The sequence below is a fragment of the Streptomyces sp. NBC_01216 genome, from assembly GCF_035994945.1.
GTDB lineage: Bacteria > Actinomycetota > Actinomycetes > Streptomycetales > Streptomycetaceae > Streptomyces.
Genome location: NZ_CP108678.1, coordinates 141,146 through 159,062, shown reverse-complemented (window position 1 = coordinate 159,062; position 17,917 = coordinate 141,146). Strand labels below are relative to the sequence as shown.

Genomic DNA, 17,917 nt, shown 5'->3' with positions numbered 1-17,917 from the left:
CAGCAGTGCTGGGGGCGAGACCGGCGTGCGAGAGCACCAGGGGACGCTGTATCGGATCGCGCATCACGTAGCAGACCCCTCCGTGGATCGCGGCGCCCATACGCGCGGGCCGGTCAGCCGCCCGGGGCACAGCTCTACGCTCTCTTCGAGCCCGGCCGGGCGTCCCCGGCCCCAAAGGTGTCGCCGGGGGGCTGCGGGGCCAGGAAGGGCGCGGCGAACTGGGCGGGGTCGCTGCGCCCAGTGCACTCCAGGGGCTCGGGCGGGCACGGCAAGCGGCACCGCCGCCGTGTTCGGCACCTTGTTCACGTGGCGTCTCCTCCGGGCGAGTGGCCGTGAGGGGCGTCTTCCGTATGTGCGGGCGTGGGCACGGCCGGCGGGGCCGTCCGCGGGAAGGGCGGCGAGGGTACGGGCTCGCTGCTGGTCCGGGGCGCGGCGGGCGGCTGGTCCGGCATGTGTCGCAGTGCGCGCAGCGGGGAGCGGGCGAGGACTACGAGCGGCACGAGAAGCAGGATGGTCCCGGCGGTCAGGGTGGGCCGCACTCCGATCCACGTGCCCAGGCCGCCAGCGAGCAGCGCGGCCAGGGGGCGGGCGCTGGCCGTCAGCCACGTGCTCACGGCCTGCATCCGCGCCTGCATTCCGGCCGTGGTGATGATCTGACGAATCGAGCGCTGGGTAGTGCCCGCGGCGCCGGCGCAGGCGAGCTGCAGGAACAGCGCCGCTCCGATCGTGATCTGCCAGCCGCGTCCGGGGGAGGCGAGCAGTATCGGGATCTGGGTCAGCGGGGTGATCGCGAGCGCGGTCAGCATCATCGGCCCCGGGCCCCACCGGCGGGCGAGCGACGGGGCGGTCAGTGCCCCGGCGGCCGCGCCCAGCGCGCCCAGGCCGAGAAGCACACCGAAGGCGGTCGCGCTCACCGCGAGCGTCCGCAGCAGGTACAGGGCCCACAGGGTATTGAGCAGCCCGAGCGCGAAGGAGGTGCTGGCGTTGACCAGTGTCAGGGTCCGCAGCCGCTCGTCACCGTGCACGTACCGCAGGCCCTCGCCGATCTCCTCGCGCAGCCGGCGGGCTTCCGGGCGATGCGGGGCGGGTTCGCGGGCCTGGATGCGGGCGGTGCATCCGGCGCTGATCAGGAAGGAGACGACGTCGCCGAGCAGGGCCCGGGCGGGGCCGAGCACCGCGGTCAGCGTGGCGCCGAGGTGGCTTCCGGCGGTCGCGGCGACCGCGAACAACGCGCCCACGCGACTGTTGCTCCGCTGGATCAAGGACCGGTCGACGAGGCTGGGAAGGAGGCTGATGGCCGCCGCGTCGTGCAGCACGCTCGCCGCGCCCTGGACCACGGCGACGATCATGAGTTGCGTCAGAGTCAGCGTGCCCAGCGCGGCCGCCACCGGCACCGTGGAGAGCACGGCGGCGCTGACCAGGTCACCGGTGATCATCTGCCGGCGCTTGGAGTACCGGTCGGCGAGCGCGCCGGCGTGCAGGGCGAGCAGCGCGGGCGGAAGCTGTCCGAGCAACGCTAGCCACGCGACCTGGGCGGTGGTGGCGTCCAGGTGGAGCACGGCCAGCACCGGCAGCGCCATCTGGGTGATCGAGCTGCCGGCCACGCTCGCGGTCTGGCCGGTCAGGTACCGGCGGAAGTCCCGGTGCCGCCACAGGGAGTCACCAGAGGAAGAGGCGGGTGGGGCGGGGGGCTCAACGCAGGACGTCACGGAGCACCTCCTCGGCTTCGTCCAGGCGCTCCCACAGCACGCACGCGGCCTCGTGCCGGGCGCGCCCGTACGCCTCCAGCGCCGGGGTGACCGAGGCGGGGTCGTCCAGCGGCTCGGACAGGGGAAAGCCTGAGCAGGCCAGGTACCCGGCGGCGACGCGCGGCACGGCGAGGAGGTCTTCGGCAGCAAGCTCCGGGTTCGCCGCCCGGTAGGCGTCAACGGCGCGGGCCAGGCCGGGGATCCATTCGTCCGGGCGGGCCAGTACGGTGCGCGGGTCCAGCACGATCCGGCCGAGCTCCCAGGCGGCGCTGCGATGCCCCGGGGGCCGGAAGTCGATCACTGCGGCGACCTCCTCGCCACGCAGCAGCAGGTTGGGGGAGGCGAGGTCCCCGTGCACGATCTGCGCTGTCAGCGTGGCCGGCAGCTTTTCCAGGCGGGCCGCCGCGTCGGGAAGGGCGGCAAGCCGCTGTTGCGTGGTCTGGGCGCACCAGGAGGCGAATTCTCCCGGAGCAGGCGGCACGGCGGCCCAGCGGGCGAGGAGTTCCCTCAGCCGCCGCCCGGCTCGTGCGACGTCGCACACCTCGCGGGCCGCTACCGGGCGCGGTGGTCCGACGGGGTGGCGGGCCAGGGCTCGGTGGAGACAGCCGACGGCCTCGCCGACGGCATCCCACCGGCCGCCGGACAGCCCGCCCTCGGCTGTCTCCGCGTCTGCGACGTACTCCGTCACGGATACCGACAGCCCGCCCGCCGACGCGATCACTTCGCCCGTCACCGTCCGCCGCACGGCCGGCACCGGAACCCCGGCCGCCCTGGCCGACTCGCCCAGGGCCAGGGCCTTCCGCTCCGCCTCCATGTCGGTCCCACGGGGGTACGCCTTCACGAACCACCGCCTGTCCGCACGGTCCCCGGCCACGTAGTTGCGGGTCGCCGTTCCCGCGGGGCCCTCGCTGACCGCGGCCGGCGTGATCCGGTACAGCAGCGCCAGGATCCCGGCCACGACCATGACGTCGGACTCGGCGCTCATCCCGGCACCCCCGACGGTGCCGACCTGCGGACGGACAGGGCTCGCCCCCCGCTCCCGGTAGAAGTGCGCACGCCGTTCACCAGCCCAACTGGGAGTAGATACGGCCTTCGGCGATTCCGGCCAGGGCCGTCCGGGTGTAGGGGACGAGCCGCTCCGGGAGCTCATGGTTCGGAAACCACTGCCAGGTCAGGCACTTGTCGCCCTCGAGGACCTTCGGCTCTCCCTTCCAGCGGCGGGCACGGAACACGAGCTGCATCAACGGCTGCCCATCCGGGGAGTCGACGACGTGGACGACGTGCGCGAGATCCACGTCCTCAGGCTCGATCACCAGCCCCGCTTCCTCCCGCGCCTCCCGCACCAGGCACGCGACTGCGGACTCCTGTTCGCATTTCCCCGCCAGGTAGTGCCACGTGTTTCCCGCGTACGCCGAGTCGGGATGGCGCAAACCCAGGAGCACCCGGCCCTCGTCGTCCTCCAGATGGAGGTGGACACCGACACCGTTCAGCACGGTCCGACTGCCCCCAGCCCACGGAACAGGGACCACAGTCGGCCCGCCGTCCGACGCGTTCTCGGCCGCGTGCCGGCGAATCAAGTCCCGCGTCGCCGGGCTCAGACGCAGCCGGTCCAGAACGTCCAAGGTGAACCACCTCAGCAACACGCCCTCATGCAGCCGGAGCCGGTCGGGGTTGTCACGCCACCGGCCCGCGAAGACCTGGACCGGGACGCTGAGGCCGTCGACGCTGGTGGCCGCCTCCACGGCGTACGGCTCCAGGCCCTCCAGGCGGAGGTCGGGGGCCTCCTCGGACAGCTCTCGCAGCAGCGTGTCCTTCAGGCTCTGGTCATCGTGCGTGCGGCCGCCTCCGAGAAGAGCGAACGCGCCCGACTGCCAAATGAGGCCGGGCTTGTGGTCGCGCAGATGGAGCAGGTAGCGGCCAGCCCCGTCATGGATGAGCGCGGAAGCGTTCACCGGCTCGGGCTGGCCGTTCAGCCGTGCCGCGAGGAGCTTTGCGCGCAGTGTCGGCGAGGTGACCTCCGGCTGGGGGAGCCACTGAGCGTCGGACACCTCCTCGTCCTGTAGCGCGATTGTGGGCGGCTCCTCGCCGGCGAGGTAGAAGGCGTAGCGGAAGTCGTAGTGGCGGTGGGCCGGTTCCCCGTTCGCCGGGTTGGCGTCGATGTCGTGGACGTCGATGTCGATCGGAGACCCGAGCAGTTGCCGGGTCAGGCACAGGGAGCCCGGCGCGATCCCGGCTTCCTCCGACACCTCGCGCAGTGCCGCGGCGAGCAGTGTGCGGTCGCGGGGCTCGATGTGGCCGCCGGGGGTGAGTACGAGGCCGCCGGTGGCCCGGTGCCGGATGTGCAGGACCCGGCCCTGCCGGTCGATGACGACGGCACTGCACGTGACGTGCCCGGGCAGCGTCGTCCGGGCGGTCGCGTCGACGGGCCGGTCCAGAGCGGCAAGAAGGCCGCCCAGGGCGGCACGCTCGCCAGAGTGCCGGCCGAGGTACGCCTCGATGGTCTTGCGGATCGCGGTGGAGCTGGGTGGCATGGGCGGTGTCTCGCCTTCGGTGTGGTGGGGGGGGCGGGGTGGCGGGTCGGACTGGGGGGAAGGTGCTCCGGTGGGTCAGCTCGCCGTCTCGTGGCTGGACGGCTGGGTGCCCCGGGGCCGGGGAACCGGGTCGGCCGTGGGCGCGAGCCCGTACTGCGCGGCCTGGGCGGTGAACATCCCCTGGTACAGGCCGCCCTTGCGGGACATCAGGTCTTCGTGGGTGCCGTCCTCGACGACACACCCCTGATCGAGGACGTAGATGTGGTCGGCGTGCATGGTGGCTGCGAGCCGGTGGGTGACGAGCACGACCGCGTGCCCCTCCTCGGCCAGGGACCACAGCCCCTCGAACGCGGCGATTTCCGCGTGGGGATCCAGGGCGCTGGTCGGCTCGTCGACCAGCAGGAACGGCGCCTGTCGGTACCTTGTTCGAGCGGATCCCAGCTTCTGCCACTGGCCTCCCGAGAGCTGGACACCGCGCTCGTAGCCCTTGAAGACGATCGAGTCCCAGCCGTGCGGCAGGCCCTCGACCAGCTCGAGCACGCCCGCCTCGCCGGCGGCCTTGCGGACGCGGTCCATGTCCCGGGGACGGTCGCCGATCCCGATGGCTACGTTCGCGGCCGCCGTCATCTCCCAACGCGGGAAGTCCTGCGCCAGCACACCGACTTCAGCGAAGATCTGGGTGCGGTCCGCCTCACGCAGCTCGACCCGCTCGCCCGACTCGCCCACCCACCACACGTCCCCGTCGGAGGGCAGCAATAGCCCGGCCAGCACCTTGGTGAGTGTGGTCTTCCCTGACCCGTTCGCGCCCACCAGGGCCGTCACTTTTCCCCGCGGCACGCGCACGCTTACGTCCTTCAGGGAGGGGCCGTCGGCGCCCGGATAGGTGAACGAGACCGCCTCCGTCATCACCTCCCGGACCGGCACGGGCAGTGGCGTGCCGGTGAGCGGGATCGCGTTCTCGCCCGCCACTGCGATGGCGTCCTCAGTGTCGGTGAGGAACAGCAGCTCCTCGTACAGCCGGTTGACCTGCTGTACCAGCGATGTGAGCCGCGCCGTCGAGGTACGGATGGCGATCACCGCGGTCCCGCCGACGGCGAGCGGGAGACCGCCGGTCGACAGCAACCACCACAGCACGCCGTAGCAGGCCAGCGACGCCACGCCGGCGAACGCTCCCGCGACCAGGTCCGTCGATGCCTGGGCCCGGGCCAGGCGCCGCTGCTCCGCCTCCATCTGCCTGGACATCTCCTCGTAGCTGGACAGCAGCTTCGTGCCGGCGGCGTGCACGCGGAGCTCACCGGCGGCGTGCGGGCGGGTGAGGTAGGCCAGCAGGGACGCGATCGCCCTGCGGTGGTCGACCCAGTTCATCCGGGAGAGGTAGTCCCGGCGCGCGGAGCGGACCGCGCCCCACCCCTTGGGAAGGGCGATCGCCAGCAGCATCGGCAGCAGCACAGGGTGCAGCGCCGCGAGCACGACCGCGGCTGCCGCCATGCCGATCACCACATTGCCGACGCCGACCGACAGCCGCAGCATGCTGCGGGCCGAGTCCGTGCCGAACTTCCCCGCCTCTAGGATCCGCTGGACCTCCGGCCGCTCGGTCGCCTCCACCTCCACACCGGTGACGGCTGTGTAGTAGCGGGCGGAGACTGCCCGCTCCACCTGCGGCTCCAGCCGGCCGGACATGGCCGTCGACCATGCCGTCAGGACGGCGCCGGCCACCGCCGCGATCGCGAGTGCCACCAGAGACGGAAGAGCGTCGCGGAGCTTGTCCACAGTCGGACCGTCGGCGAACAACTGCGCGAGGACGCCGTTGACCGCCACCAGCCCCCACCCGGCCGTCACGCCCTGCCCGAGCTCGGCCGCAACGACTCCCATCAGGGCGCGCCGGTCCGCCTTCCAGCCGGTGCGCAGCACCATGCCGACCATGTGCGGCAGCGCGGCCGCCATGTGTCCGAACTTCAGCCGGGTCAGTGGGCCTTCGTGGCGGACGTAGGACTGGTCGTAGCGCAGCCGGCCGCCGTACAGCTCACGCTCGGCGTCCGAGATGTTGTCCGTGGCTTCGGCCTTCGGGCCGCTCGCGGTCTTGTCGCTGTCTGGTTCGACTGGCGTCAATGTATTCCCCCCTCGTGGACGTGGTGGTGGCGTCGCCGTGTTCAACGACGCCGCGCGATTTCGAGCACCTGTTCCTTTCGGACGGGTTGTGCACCCTGTGATTCAGCGGGTTTCCGAAGGTGCGCGGTGCACCGACCCTTGCCGCGTAAGGGCACGCGGCTCGGGGGCGGTTGGCCGAAACGCCGACGTTCGGGCGTTGCGGCGGTTGGCGGTCAGCCAGAGCTCGTAGCTGGGGCTTCACCCTGTCCGCTTGGGGTGGACTGCAGCCCCAGGCCCAGTGTCATGACCGCGTGGTCGGTCAGCCCCTCTTCGTGGGCTTCCTGGTGGTAGTCGCAGGCGAGGAGGCGGTCGGCGTGGGGTGTGGAGATGAAGAGGTGGTCGAAGCGGAAGCCGTTACCGCTGCGTCCGTACCAGGAGTGGGCGACCTTGTCGGGGTGGAGATGCCGGTAGGCGTCGGTGAGGCCGGCGGCCTGGAAGGAGTCGTAGAAGGAGTACTCCCACTCGCCGAATACCTTGTGCGGGGGCTGGTGGCCGCGCTCGATGACGTTGAGGTCCCCGGCCACGATGATGGGCATGTCCGGAAAGGCGGCGCGTAGCTGCGGCAGGCTCTCGGTGACCGCCTCCTGGAAGGCGCGCTTGGCGACGTTGCGCTGGTCCTTCGGGCCGCGGGAGGGCACGTACAGGCCGAGGACGCCGATGTCGTGGCCGCCGATCGTGACGCGGGCGGCCGGGGCGCGATGGGGTGTGACGGCGACGGGGCTCTGAACCGGGTGGGCGGCGGCGGTGCGGCAGGCGATGACCGTGCGGTAGTCGGCTTCCGCCAGCTGCTGGGCGATCACGGTGGCGTACCCGCGCTCGCCCAGCGCGGTGACGAGAGCGGCACCCCCCTGCGTGGAAGACACCTCGGTGAAGACGGCGATGTCCGCGTCCTCCTGGGCGGCGACCCAGGCGGCCTGACGGCGGGAGCGTTCCGGGGAGGCGTGCTCGGCGTTGAACAGCAGCATCCGTACGGCGTCGTCGGCCGGGGCGTGCGGGGGTTCTTCCGGGGCGATCAGGGAGAGCTGCTCGGTGGGGGCGCTCATCGGGCGGCGCCCTTCTCGTCGAGCAACGCCTCGCTCTGGGGCATCTGCTGAACGGGTCGTAAGGACGCCACGCTTTCACGGATCACTCCGCTGCTGGCCCGAAGCGCATGGACCAACCTGGCGGCCAAGGTCTGAGGGAGTCCTCCGTCGTCCAGCCCGCACGCGTGGACCAGGTCGCGGGCGGCGTTCCTTTCCCCGGAGGAGACGAGGGCGGTGAACCGGGGGTTGGCCAGGCACTCGCGGGCGGCGTAGCCGTCGGTCGCGGCCATGGTCCGGCGGTGCAGTTCCTCGGCGACGAGGTGTGCTGAGGGGCTGTCGGACTGGTTGAGGAGGTCCAGGACGGTCAGTCCGAGGCGTGTGTCGAAGACGGTCGTACCGATATCGGGTTCGCGCTGCACGTAGCTGTTCACCAGCTCGGGGAGCAGGTCGTCGACGGGGCGGTGGGTGGCTTGGCGGCACATCACGGCCAGGCAGGTGGTGACGGCGTTCTCCCAGGGTTCGCCGGGTGTCGTCTGGGCGACGAGGCCGGTGGCGTGGTCGGGGTCGCCGTGGAGGGCGGCGAGTACGGCGACCTGCCGGCCGTCCAGCATTCGCAGTCCGAGGCCGTGGTGTTTCTCGATGTGGGCCAGGGCCTCGGTCCAGCGGCCGGCGGTGGTCAGGGTGCGGGTGCCGTCGGCGAGGATCACCCGCCACAGCCAGGCGCGTACCTCGTCGCGGTCGGTGTCGCTGGTGGTCAGCTTTGCGGGGATGCGGACGCCTTCGAACTCGGCGGGGACGGCGTTGCTGACGGCGTCGTAGAGGTTCAGGAGGCGGTGGCGGCCGTCGTCGGTGTTGCCGGCGCGGATCTGGAGGCGGGCGAGGTTGACGACGGGTTCGAGGGCTCGGATCGCGGTCATGCCGGGGAGGGGGGTGGCGTGGAGGTAGGCGGCGGCGTGCTGGTGGCACCACTGGCGGGCGAGGTCGGGCAGGCCGAGGTCGGAGGCGAGGAGCGCGGCCTGGTTGTAGACCGCGGACGCCAGGCCCTGGTCCGCCTTCGTCTGGGCCGTGGCGGAGAGTTCGACCAGGGCGCGGACGCGTTGCGGGAGCGGCAGGCAGGCGGGGCGGAAGCGGGAGACGAGGGGGAAGCGCCGGACTATGGAGGCGTACGGGTCCATGTGGGACTCCCGGGGAGGGAACGGCGAGGGGAGGCGCGGGGCCGCCGCCGATCGGCGGCGGCCCCGCGCCGGGGGGCTACTGCCAGGTGACGAGGACGCGGTTGAGCGGGGTGTCGAGGACGAACGTGCCGGGTGGCTGGTCGACGGGGGGCGCGTCGAGCGGCAGGAGCTCGAAGGCGGCTTCCCGGCCGCGGTACTCGCGGTCCCAGGTGCGGATGGCGTCGGCGACCTGGGAAGCGAGTTCCTCGCTGCCGGGGCCATGGCCGACGACGCCGAACTCCCAGAGCTTGCCGCCCTCGGGTGTCTTCTCGTCCAGCAGGCGCCGGGTGAGGTAGGTGAGCGCGCCCTTGTCCACGGCGGCCGTGGAGGAGGGGTAGGGGTCCTCGGTGAGCACGGTGCCCTTGGCGGTCTGGGGGAACAGCATGCGGATCAGGCCGGAGGGCAGCGAGCAGGAGACGAAGAGCTCCATCCACTCCGGGCTCTCCATGGCGCGGACCTTCATCCCGGTCCACTGCTCGGTCCGCGGCTGTTCCAGGACGCCGGCGAGGGCTTCGGCGTCGATCTGTTGCCCGGCGGGAGCCTGGAGGCGCACGGTGCTCTGCGTGGAGAGGGGGATGACGCGGCGGTCGTCGTCGGCGATGCCGCGCCGCAGCGGCATGAAGGTGTTCATCTGCGAGCCGGACGAGATCCAGCGGCCGTCGCGCTCTTGGTAGACGATGGAGCGCGAGACGCTGCCCTTGAGGCGCTGAGGGGTGACGAGCCGGCCGCCAGGGGCGAGCTGTTCGAGCCAGGCGGGCGGGATGCCGTGTGCGCCGACGGTGGCGATGATCCGGTCGTAGGGTGCGCCTTCGGCGTGGCCGAGGGCGCCGTCGCGAGTGAGTGCCTGGACGTTGGTGAAGCCGGTGTCGGCGAGGTGGGCGCGGGCGCCTTCGACGAGGTCGTCGTCGACGTCGATGGTGGTGACGTGTCCGTCGGGGCCGACGAGGTGGCCGATCAGGGCAGCGTTGTAGCCGGTGCCGGCACCGAGTTCGAGGATGCGCTCGCCGGGCTGGGCCTGGAGCTGGTCGAGCATGAGGGCGACGACGCTGGGCTGGGAGGCGCAGGAGATCGAGGTGCCGTCGGTGTCGTACTTGATGTTCACCGGCGCGTTGGCGTAGGCGTCGGTGAGCGGCGCGTCGGGGACGAACCGGTGCCTCGGGACGGTGCGCAGGGCATCCTCGACGGCGGGGGTGCGGGCGTGGCCTTCGGTCTTGATCTGGTCGACCAGCGCGTTGCGGAGGCGCTCGGCGTCGGCTTCGGGTGTGGTGAGCGTGTCGGTGTTCACCGCGCTGACGCTATCGGCGGCGGGGGTGTTGGCCTTGGTGGACGCGGTGTTGTCACTCGATCCCATGACTGCCTCTCGTGCGATGTGGAACAGGGTGTGCTGGTCTGCGGCCGGCAGGCCGGCCCGGTTGGCGTGGAAGATCACGTGGTGGGTGATGACGGCGCGCAGACCGCGGGTCAGTTCGCCCCGCGCGGCGAGGTGGGCGAGGGCCGTGCCCGCCCGTTCGAAGGCGGCGATCCACTGCGTGTGGCCGTCCAGCGGCCCGCCCGCCCGGCACAGGCTGCGTGCCTCGGTGGTCATCAGCTTCCGCATCGCCGGCAGCAGGGTCTCGGACAAGCCGGGAACCGGGGTGCCGGGGCGCAGGGCGGCGGCCTTGCTCCACACGTCGCCCTGCTCGAACCAGTCGAGGTTCGCGGCGCGCATCATGCTGCTCAGCAGCAGGACGGCCATCTCCGGACGGTCCAGGTGGCCGGGGCCTACCTGGTAGGCGAGGAGGTGGCGGCTGTCCTCGTGGAAGAGGTCGTGCGCGGCCGCCATGGCGGGCCGGCCACCGAAGGTATCCGTCTCCGGCTCGTAGATCCCGGTCGTCCAGGAGGACGCGACGCCGTCCGCGACCAGGTCGTCCAGCAGCGCCGATACGGCCGGAGCGGGGTGGTCGGCCAGGTACCGCAGCGGCCAGGGCTGCTTGTTCATGAACCACCAGCCGCTGAGCTGCCGGTCGGCTTCCGCCTCGCGCAGTACAGGGGCGAGACGGTCGGCGATGGCGGCGCGCGCGGTCTGCCGGTCGGGGAAGGTGATCTGGTGCTGCTGCCAGTGGTCGGCGGGCATCAAGGTCCTCTCGGAAGTCAGACGAGCAGGAAGGAGTCCCAGCGGGTCCGGGGCGGGGCGGTACCGGAAGCGGCGAGGAGGCCGAGCCCGATACCGGCGGCGCCGTCAAGGAGCCCGGCGCCGCCGGGGCCATCGACGAGTGCCGCGCCCGCGTCCTCGGGTTTCGAGCCGAGCGGCAGCAGGGTGGCCAGCAGGTCGGGCAGAACGGCACGGAGCCGGTTCGCAGTCTCGGGCGCGGCGTCGGCGGCGGTACGGACGGTGAGGTGAGCGAGCCCGGCAAAGCCGTGGCACAGGCCAAAGTCCGTGGTGGCCCACAACTGCTCGGGGTCGGTGAGAGCGTCCAGGAGGGCGTTCTCGGCGACCGCTCGGCGGGCGGGATCGCCGAGCGCGAGGGCGGCAAGCTGCTGGGCGCGCGCCACGCCGGCGGTGCCGTAACACCACGAGGGACGCCGGGGACCGGCGGGCGCGAGCCGACCGGTGCGCAGCTCGTCGCGGATGACCCAGTACGGCCAGGTCCGGTCCTGCGCGCTGGTCGTCTCCCAGCGGTCGAGCCAGGCCAGGATGGTGCGCAGAGCCTGGCGGTGGCCACTGACCGCGGTGCCGCGGCGGGCGCAGAGCGCGAGCAGGGCCAGGACGGAGCCGATGCCGTGGGCCATGCCGGAGTTGCCGTGGCCGCCGGGGAAACGGTCGTCCGGCCGCCCGGAAGGCCCGGTGAGCGTCCACCACCCCGGCAGGGTGTCCCCTTCATGGGTGATCGGTTCGGTCAGGCGTACGCAGTAGTCGAGAACCGATCGCAGGGCCGGGCCCGCCGGGTCGCGGCGCAGGAGGTAGCCGCCGAAGCCGGTCAACCCGCGGATCGCGTCGAACTCGGCGAGCACCGGGAGCTGCCCGGTGTCGATCCGGCGGTGCGCGGCGTCCAGGCGGCGTTGGACGTCGTCGAGGACCTGCCGGTCCAGCAGGGCGAGGTCGCGTGCGTAGGCGCCGGGGAGACCTTCGGCGGCGCAGGCCAGGACGTGCGCGAGCGCGGGGGCGCCGTAGAAGGGGTGGCTGTCGGCGCCGCTGGTGAACGGCCGGCGGGTGGCGGCCGCGAGCCAGTCGTGGGCGCGCTGCCAGGGCCCGAGGCCGGCTGCGGCCCGCTCGATGTGCAGCAGAGCGATGCCGATCGGCCCGAGAGCAAGGTGCTGCCGGACGGTATCTGTGCTCACCGTGGCGGGCGCGGTGTCGGGGTGGGCGAGCCGGTCGGCGATGCCCGCGGACAGGCCGAGGGCGGTGTCGTGGTTCACCGGGTCCTCCCGGGGCGGGCGTTGAAGGCCAGGGCGGCGGCGCGGGCGAGGTGGAGGCAGATCTCCTCCTCGGGGAAGTTGACCGCGACGTGCCGTACGAAGTGGGTGTGCAGCAGGGAGGTCAGGACGTCGTCCAGGGCGATGCCTTCGGTGTCCGGGCCCGGCAGGTGCTCGCGGTAGGCGGCAAGCGCGGCGCTACGGTCGGCCCAGCCCGCGGCGATCGCCTCGCCGCCGGGGACCGCACGGAGTGCAGCCCAGTTGTCGCGCGGGTCGGCCAGGCGGACGGCCTCGGTGAACTGCGGCCTTGGGATCGGCTTCGGCGCCCGGTGCGGGATGTGGTCGATCAGCCAGCGCGCGCCGGCCTGCGGGCTGCCGAGGAACGCCGAGGTGATCGCGAAGGTGTGGGCGGCCACCAGTGTGCGCTGCTGCGGGCGCCGGGGCTGGGAGAGCTGGGTGACGACGGCCCGCGAGTCGGCCCGGAACACCTCCTCGGCGGCGTCCCACGCACTCCCGGAGCCCCAGCGGCCCATCTCCCGGTAGGAGGTGGGGTAGCGCAGGTCCGCCAGCAGCCCGTCCGTGCGGAGTTCGTCGGCCCACGCGCTCACCGTGCGGGCGGCGTCCGCGAAGCTGTCGGGGTCCGCCAGAGCGATGCGCAGGCGAAGGTGCTGGTCGGGGTCGCGGAAGCGGATGAACCACCACGGGGGAGAGCCGAGCCGGCCAAGGAGGTCGGGGAGGTGCCGGGTCAGCACGGCGTCCTGGCGGCGCAGGTCCCCGTACAGGGCGGCCAGCAGCACCGAGGACATGCCCGGCATCTGCGTCTGGGCCCGCGCGAGGGTGCGGGCCGGGGCCGGCTGGGGCAGCGGCGGCCACTCGGCGGACCGGGTCGCCTTGAGGGGGACGATGATGTCGTGGGCCCGGCCCTGGCTCCAGCCGTACGCCTGCGGCCCCGGCGCCTCGGTGAGCACCACAAAGGAGGCGCGGTCGAGCTGCCGGCGCAGCAGACTGCGGGGGGCGGCCTGGTCGAGGTCGAGGGGGAGTAGCCGGTCGCCCTGGACGAGCTGCACATGCTGCGGCAGGCGTCGGCGGATGCGCCACTCGGAGAGCGCGAGGTTCCACTCTGCCGTGGGCCGGTCCCGGCCGGGCAGGTCGGCCGCTTCCACCCGCCACCGGGCCGGGGAGAGCACGATGCGGCCGTAGCGCAGGCGCGGGAGGAACGGCGCCGTCGCGGCAACTCCCCAGTCGAAGGTGGTCACCTGGGCGCACTGGCCGCGCGAGAGCTCGGTGAGCAGCCGGGCCAGCGGCGGGGTGTGCTCGGTGAGGTTGAGCGCGTGCATGCCCACGGCCTCGATGCGACGGCCGAGACCCGGGGCGGCCAGGTACATCCGGCGGCCGTCGCAGGCCACCGCGAGGTCGGCAGGAGTGAGCACGTCTGGGGCGGACGGCCGGTGCTCTTGCAGGCTGATCAGCAGCGGCAGGATGCGGGGGGTTCGGGTGACGTGCGCGGTGTCGGGCAGTAGCGGAGGGAAGGAGAGCTGGGCGGGGTCGGTGCCGAAATCGGCGGTGGGCAGGTCGGCCAGCTCCGCGCACAGCGTCTCCCGCGCGGCGGGATCCAGGACGCTGGCGAAGCGGCCCGTGCTCACCCCGGCGCCACGGGACACGCTTGTGACCTCCACGGTGAACCGGCCGCGCTGTATCTCGTCGATGCTCGCCGCGTGCAGCCGCACGCCGAGCTCCAGGTGCGGCGGCACCCGCGGTTCCTTCGGTCCCACGTCCAGCGCGTCCACCATCTCGTCGGTGAGCACGATCTCGTCGTGCCCGTCGAGCGCGGCGGTCTGGGCGAGGCGGACCAGGGCGTCGTCCCGGGGGGAGATCCGCCGTCGGTGGGCGCCGGCCGGGGCCCCGGGGTAGCCGTCGGGGTAGCCGATGCCGCTGTCGGCGACGACGTCGAGGAGGGGCACCATCGTGCCGATGCCGTACCGCTCATAGAACCGCTGGTGATACTCGCCCAGCCCGCGGCCCCCGTACGGGCGGGCACTGAGCCGGGTGAGGATGGTGGCGGCCCGCTCGACCTCGCGCGCCACTTCGCCGGGGAGCCGGAGGTGTGCATCGAGGCGGAGGTCGAGCGCCAAGGGGTGGCGGTGAAGGCCCGGCACCAGTCGCCGCATCCGGGCGGCCACCGCCTCCCGGTCATCCGCCGAGGCGCACTGGTGCAGTCCCGCACGGATGGCGCGGAGCTCTCTGACCGTTCCGGCGAGCGGGACGAGGGCGCCGGCCCGGGCCGCGTCGAGCTGGGCGAGGACGTAGCCGAGGGCGTCGGTCTCGGTGGCCGGCGCCTGGAGGTTTGTGATCAGCACGCGACGCCGGATCAGCCCTGCCAGCAGTCCGTGGACCCGCTCGGGCACCACGCCGGGAAACTCCGCCCCCAGCTTCCCGGCCAGGTCCTCGAACCGGATCGGTGTCCCCGCCGCGGCAAGGACACTGCGCACCGGGGCGGACAGTTCGACCGACGCCTCCACCGCCCGTCGCCCGTCGTCCTGGTACGGGACGATCAGGTTCCCGTCCCGTACGAAGGCCGTGCTGTTCACCATGACGGACAGCCACGGCAGCAGCTCTCCGCTCCCCTCCAGTTGCTCGACCAGCCGGGACAGCCACTCAGCGCCGGCCCGCGCGACAACCACATGGTCCTCGCCCCAGACGGCGGCCGTCCTGTCACCGAAGGCGGCCGTGGTCACGCCGGCGAACAGACCGAACGGCGTGGCCCGGTGCCCTGCCCGAAGCAGGTAACGGACCAGGGAGAGCCCGACGCGCCGCACGTCGCGCCCGGAGGGAGCCGGGGATTCGCACAGAGTCTTGACCTGGGCTCCCAGGTCCGGGCTGGCGTGCCGCACGGCCTCGACCAGGGCGGCGTTGCTCCAGACGGCGCGCACCCACGCGAGACGGCTGGCGGTGATGTCTTCCTGACCGGCGTCGGGGAGGGGGCGGTCGTCGAAGTCCGGGAAGGGAGCCTCGACCTGGGCCGGTCGAGCGACGGCGCGCACGAGGGCGGTCGCGCCGGCCCGGAATGCCGGTGGTGCAGTCACGAATGCCTCCTTGAGCCGGGTGGGAAGGCGGCCGGGGCCGCCGCACCATCGGTGTGGCGGCCCCGGCCAGCAGGCCGGATGGGCCAGGTCAGGCGACGTTGGTGGTGCAGGCGCCGCAGGTGGTGCCGCAGTTGTCGTCGGTCAGGTTGGTCAGCCCGGCGGCGTCGGAGACCTCCAGCAGGCCGACGTTCAGGGTGAAGCCGTCCTCCTGGGCCACGGGCTCCTGGACCTGGGTGGTGCTCTGCGCGATGTTGCGCGTCATGTCAACTCCTTGTTGATGAACGAGTGTTGCTGACTTGGTGGCGCTGCCAGAGGCTGGCGGCCGGAGCGTAGCCGGAGGGCTGGCTCCGTCCGCCGGGTTCTGGCCAACCCGACGCGAAAATGCGGCGGGAAGCTTTTCCGGTTTCACCAGGGCAGGTGGTCCGGGGGCAGGAAGGCTGAGCGCGCGGTCCGGTGACGCTTGGACCGCTGGTCGCCGCCAGAGTGCGGAAGGCCGCGCCGGACTCGGCCAGCAGGCCGTAGACGACCCCGTACAACCGGCCGGCCAGTGCGATGAGCTCCCGGATGGGCCGGATGGCCGCATTGCCGTCCGCTCCAGTCGAAGGGGCGTGCGAACTTCGCGACTCCGCAGTTCACTGGCTCACCTCCAGTTGGCGGCGGACGCGCTCCGCGTCCACGGTGCTGAGGCCGCTGTACTGCTCCAGAGCCTGGGTGTAGAGGGAGACCGCGTCCTCCGCCCGCCCGGCAGCCGCCGCGGTCTGGCCGAGCATCTCCAGGCTGCGTGCGGTCCACTGCGGGGCGCCGTGCTCGACGAACTCCCCATGCGCCCTTCGCCCCGCCCTGTCGGCTTCCTCGTGATGACCGGCCAGGGAGTGCGCTCGGCCGAGCCAGGCCAGGGCGCGGGCCGCGTCGTGCGGGTCGGCGACCTCGATGAGGGCGGCGCGGGCGGCGTCGAGGACGGCGATGGCCGTCGAGGCGTTGCCGCGGCCGAGGTGGACCTGGGCGAGGAGGATGTCGGTGAGGGCGACGCCGCGGCGGTCCTCCCGGCGCTCGCGCAGGGTGCGGGCCTGCTCCAGGTAGCCGACGGACTCTTCGGCCCGGCCAACCTCGAAGTTGGTCGCGCCCAGTTCGTGGAGCGCCTGTGCCTCGCCTCGAGCGTCCTCCCGAGTACGGGCCCCGGCGAGGACCTCGGTGAAGCACCCGATCGCTTCGTCGAAACGGTGGATGCCGCGCAGGCCGACGCCGAGGGCGCTGCGCATCTCCTGCTCGGCGAGCGCGTTGTTGTAGAGGTGGGCGGCTTCCAGGCCGAGGCGGTGCGCCTCGATCCACAGGTCGTACACCCTGGCGGCGCGCCACCAGGGCCACATGGCGTGGACGAGCTGCCACACCGCCCCGTACCGGCCGGCGGCGTACGCCGAGCGGATGGTGGCCATGAGGTCGGCGGACTGGGCGTCGAGCCAGGACCGGGCGGCCTGCCGGTCGGCGAACTCCGCGGGGTGCTGGGGAGGGTAGACGTAGGTGCGGTCGAGGTGCCGGTGGCTGGGGGTCAGCAGCCGCTCGGCCGCGGTCGCGGTGGCGAGGTACCAGTCGGTGGCGCGGACTCGAGCTTCGGTGTCGGCGCCGTCGGTCTCCTCCCGGGCGGCGTGCTCGCGGGCGTGGGCCAAGGCGGGGCCCGGGTACCTGAAGACGGGTCCGCGGACGGGGTGGTCGGTGTCCCGGACGAGCAGACCCGAGGCGGTGAGGTCGGCGAGGTCGGCACTGGCTTCGGCGGGGGTCCGCTCGGTGATGGCGGCGGCGAGGTGGCTGTCGATCGTGTCGCCGGGCAGGAACGCGCCCTTGCGGTAGAGGCGGGCGGCGGTGCGGTCGAGGTCGGAGTACGCGGTGTCGAGCGCGGCGGACACGAGGGCTCCAGGGCTGGTGGTGGTGGCGGCGGTCCGGGCCCGGCTGGCGTCGAGGGCGCCGACGACGGCGGACAGAGGGCGGGTGGGGTTGCGGGTGAGCTGGGTGACGCTCAGGGCGAGACCTGCGGGCAGGCCGGCGGTGAGGGCGATGAGCCTGGTGACCGCCTCAGGCTCCTGGTGGAGCCGGTCGGGGCCCAGGCAGCGGGACAGGTAGGCGCGGGCGGCGCCGTGGTCGAACGGGCCGAGGGCGAGGAGGGCGGCGCCCTCGGCGGAGAGCTCCGGGAGCGGACGGTGGCTCGTGGCCACTACGAGGTGGCCCGCACCGCCGGGCGTCAGGGCGCGGATCTGGTCGGCGTGGGTGACGCCGTCCAGCAGCAGGCAGACCGGTGACCGGGCGGCGGTCGCCGACCTCCACCAGTTGGCGAGCTCCTCGCCGGCGGGCAGCGGACCGGGCTGCACGGCGCGCAAGAGGCGGCCCAGGACGTCGCTCACGCGGGCCGGCCCTCCCGCGCCCCCGAGGTCGGCATGGAGCTGGCCGCCGGGGTAGTGGTTGGTCAGGCTGTGGACCAGCCGCTCCGCGAAGGACGTCTTGCCGACACCGATGGGCCCGTGGATGAGGACGACCGGTACGACGTAGTCGGGCTGCGCCGTGATCCACGCGGTGATCCCGGTCAGTTCCCGCTCGCGATCGGTCCACGAAGCCGGGACCGGCCGCACCTGGCGGGGGATCGGCGGGGTGTTCTGGGGCTGGTGGAGATGGACCGAGCCGATCGTGCCGGCCTGAACGGCCGTGTGCAGGCCGGAGTCCGCGATCGTGTTGGTCACCGTCGTGGGCGGGCGCGGGGCCCCGGGGGTCGGCTCGGTCATCACCGAGAAG

11 protein-coding genes are annotated in these 17,917 nt (G+C 72.9%); all 11 read right to left on the bottom strand.

Annotation, left to right across the window (positions count from 1 at the left end; all coding sequences use genetic code 11):
• Positions 1-302 precede the first annotated feature (302 nt).
• The 11 genes from OG393_RS33235 to OG393_RS33185 all read right to left on the bottom strand — a co-directional run bounded on the left by OG393_RS33235 (position 303) and on the right by OG393_RS33185 (position 17,907).
• On the bottom strand, positions 303-1,709 hold the full coding sequence (locus OG393_RS33235; RefSeq protein WP_327378787.1) for an MFS transporter: 1,407 nt from the start codon (positions 1,707-1,709) through the stop codon (positions 303-305).
• The gene (locus OG393_RS33230) at positions 1,693-2,733 is read right to left on the bottom strand and encodes a phosphotransferase enzyme family protein (RefSeq protein ID WP_327378786.1); all 1,041 of its coding nucleotides are present in this window, start codon (positions 2,731-2,733) and stop codon (positions 1,693-1,695) included. The genes OG393_RS33235 and OG393_RS33230 overlap by 17 nt, the downstream gene beginning before the upstream one ends.
• Before the next feature lie 76 nt (positions 2,734-2,809).
• A complete protein-coding gene (locus OG393_RS33225) occupies positions 2,810-4,279 on the bottom strand; it encodes an NUDIX domain-containing protein (protein ID WP_327378785.1) in 1,470 nt (489 codons plus the stop codon).
• Between the two features lie 75 nt (positions 4,280-4,354).
• A complete protein-coding gene (locus OG393_RS33220) occupies positions 4,355-6,388 on the bottom strand; it encodes an ATP-binding cassette domain-containing protein (protein WP_442817445.1) in 2,034 nt (677 codons plus the stop codon).
• Between the two features lie 212 nt (positions 6,389-6,600).
• Positions 6,601-7,470 (bottom strand): endonuclease/exonuclease/phosphatase family protein, encoded by an 870-nt coding sequence (locus OG393_RS33215; RefSeq protein ID WP_327378784.1) that lies wholly within the window; start codon positions 7,468-7,470, stop codon positions 6,601-6,603.
• A complete protein-coding gene (locus OG393_RS33210) occupies positions 7,467-8,624 on the bottom strand; it encodes a hypothetical protein (RefSeq protein ID WP_327378783.1) in 1,158 nt (385 codons plus the stop codon). Before OG393_RS33210 ends, OG393_RS33215 begins: the two co-directional genes overlap by 4 nt.
• Before the next feature lie 76 nt (positions 8,625-8,700).
• The gene (gene fxlM, locus OG393_RS33205) at positions 8,701-10,776 is read right to left on the bottom strand and encodes a methyltransferase, FxLD system (RefSeq protein ID WP_327378782.1); all 2,076 of its coding nucleotides are present in this window, start codon (positions 10,774-10,776) and stop codon (positions 8,701-8,703) included.
• Between the two features lie 17 nt (positions 10,777-10,793).
• A complete protein-coding gene (locus OG393_RS33200; protein ID WP_327378781.1) occupies positions 10,794-12,059 on the bottom strand; it encodes a lanthionine synthetase C family protein in 1,266 nt (421 codons plus the stop codon).
• Positions 12,056-15,139 carry a lantibiotic dehydratase gene (locus OG393_RS33195; RefSeq protein ID WP_442817444.1) on the bottom strand — a complete coding sequence of 1,028 codons (3,084 nt, stop codon included), beginning with the start codon at positions 15,137-15,139 and terminating at the stop codon, positions 12,056-12,058. The genes OG393_RS33200 and OG393_RS33195 overlap by 4 nt, the downstream gene beginning before the upstream one ends.
• 88 nt (positions 15,140-15,227) lie before the next feature.
• A complete protein-coding gene (locus tag OG393_RS33190; RefSeq protein WP_079170879.1) occupies positions 15,228-15,401 on the bottom strand; it encodes an FxLD family lanthipeptide in 174 nt (57 codons plus the stop codon).
• A 370-nt stretch (positions 15,402-15,771) separates the two neighbouring features.
• Positions 15,772-17,907: a hypothetical protein gene (locus OG393_RS33185; protein WP_327378780.1), complete on the bottom strand. Its 2,136-nt coding sequence runs from the start codon at positions 17,905-17,907 to the stop codon at positions 15,772-15,774.
• Positions 17,908-17,917 lie beyond the last annotated feature (10 nt).

Excerpts from the sequence above, each read along its gene's own strand:
- OG393_RS33230 (WP_327378786.1), bottom strand. The coding sequence starts at position 2,733 with ATGAGCGCCGAGTCCGACGTCATGGTCGTGGCCGGGATCCTGGCGCTG.
- OG393_RS33225 (WP_327378785.1), bottom strand. The coding sequence starts at position 4,279 with ATGCCACCCAGCTCCACCGCGATCCGCAAGACCATCGAGGCGTACCTC.
- OG393_RS33215 (WP_327378784.1), bottom strand. The coding sequence starts at position 7,470 with ATGAGCGCCCCCACCGAGCAGCTCTCCCTGATCGCCCCGGAAGAACCC.
- OG393_RS33210 (WP_327378783.1), bottom strand. The coding sequence starts at position 8,624 with ATGGACCCGTACGCCTCCATAGTCCGGCGCTTCCCCCTCGTCTCCCGC.
- fxlM (WP_327378782.1), bottom strand. The coding sequence starts at position 10,776 with ATGCCCGCCGACCACTGGCAGCAGCACCAGATCACCTTCCCCGACCGG.
- OG393_RS33190 (WP_079170879.1), bottom strand. The coding sequence starts at position 15,401 with ATGACGCGCAACATCGCGCAGAGCACCACCCAGGTCCAGGAGCCCGTG.
- OG393_RS33185 (WP_327378780.1), bottom strand. The coding sequence starts at position 17,907 with ATGACCGAGCCGACCCCCGGGGCCCCGCGCCCGCCCACGACGGTGACC.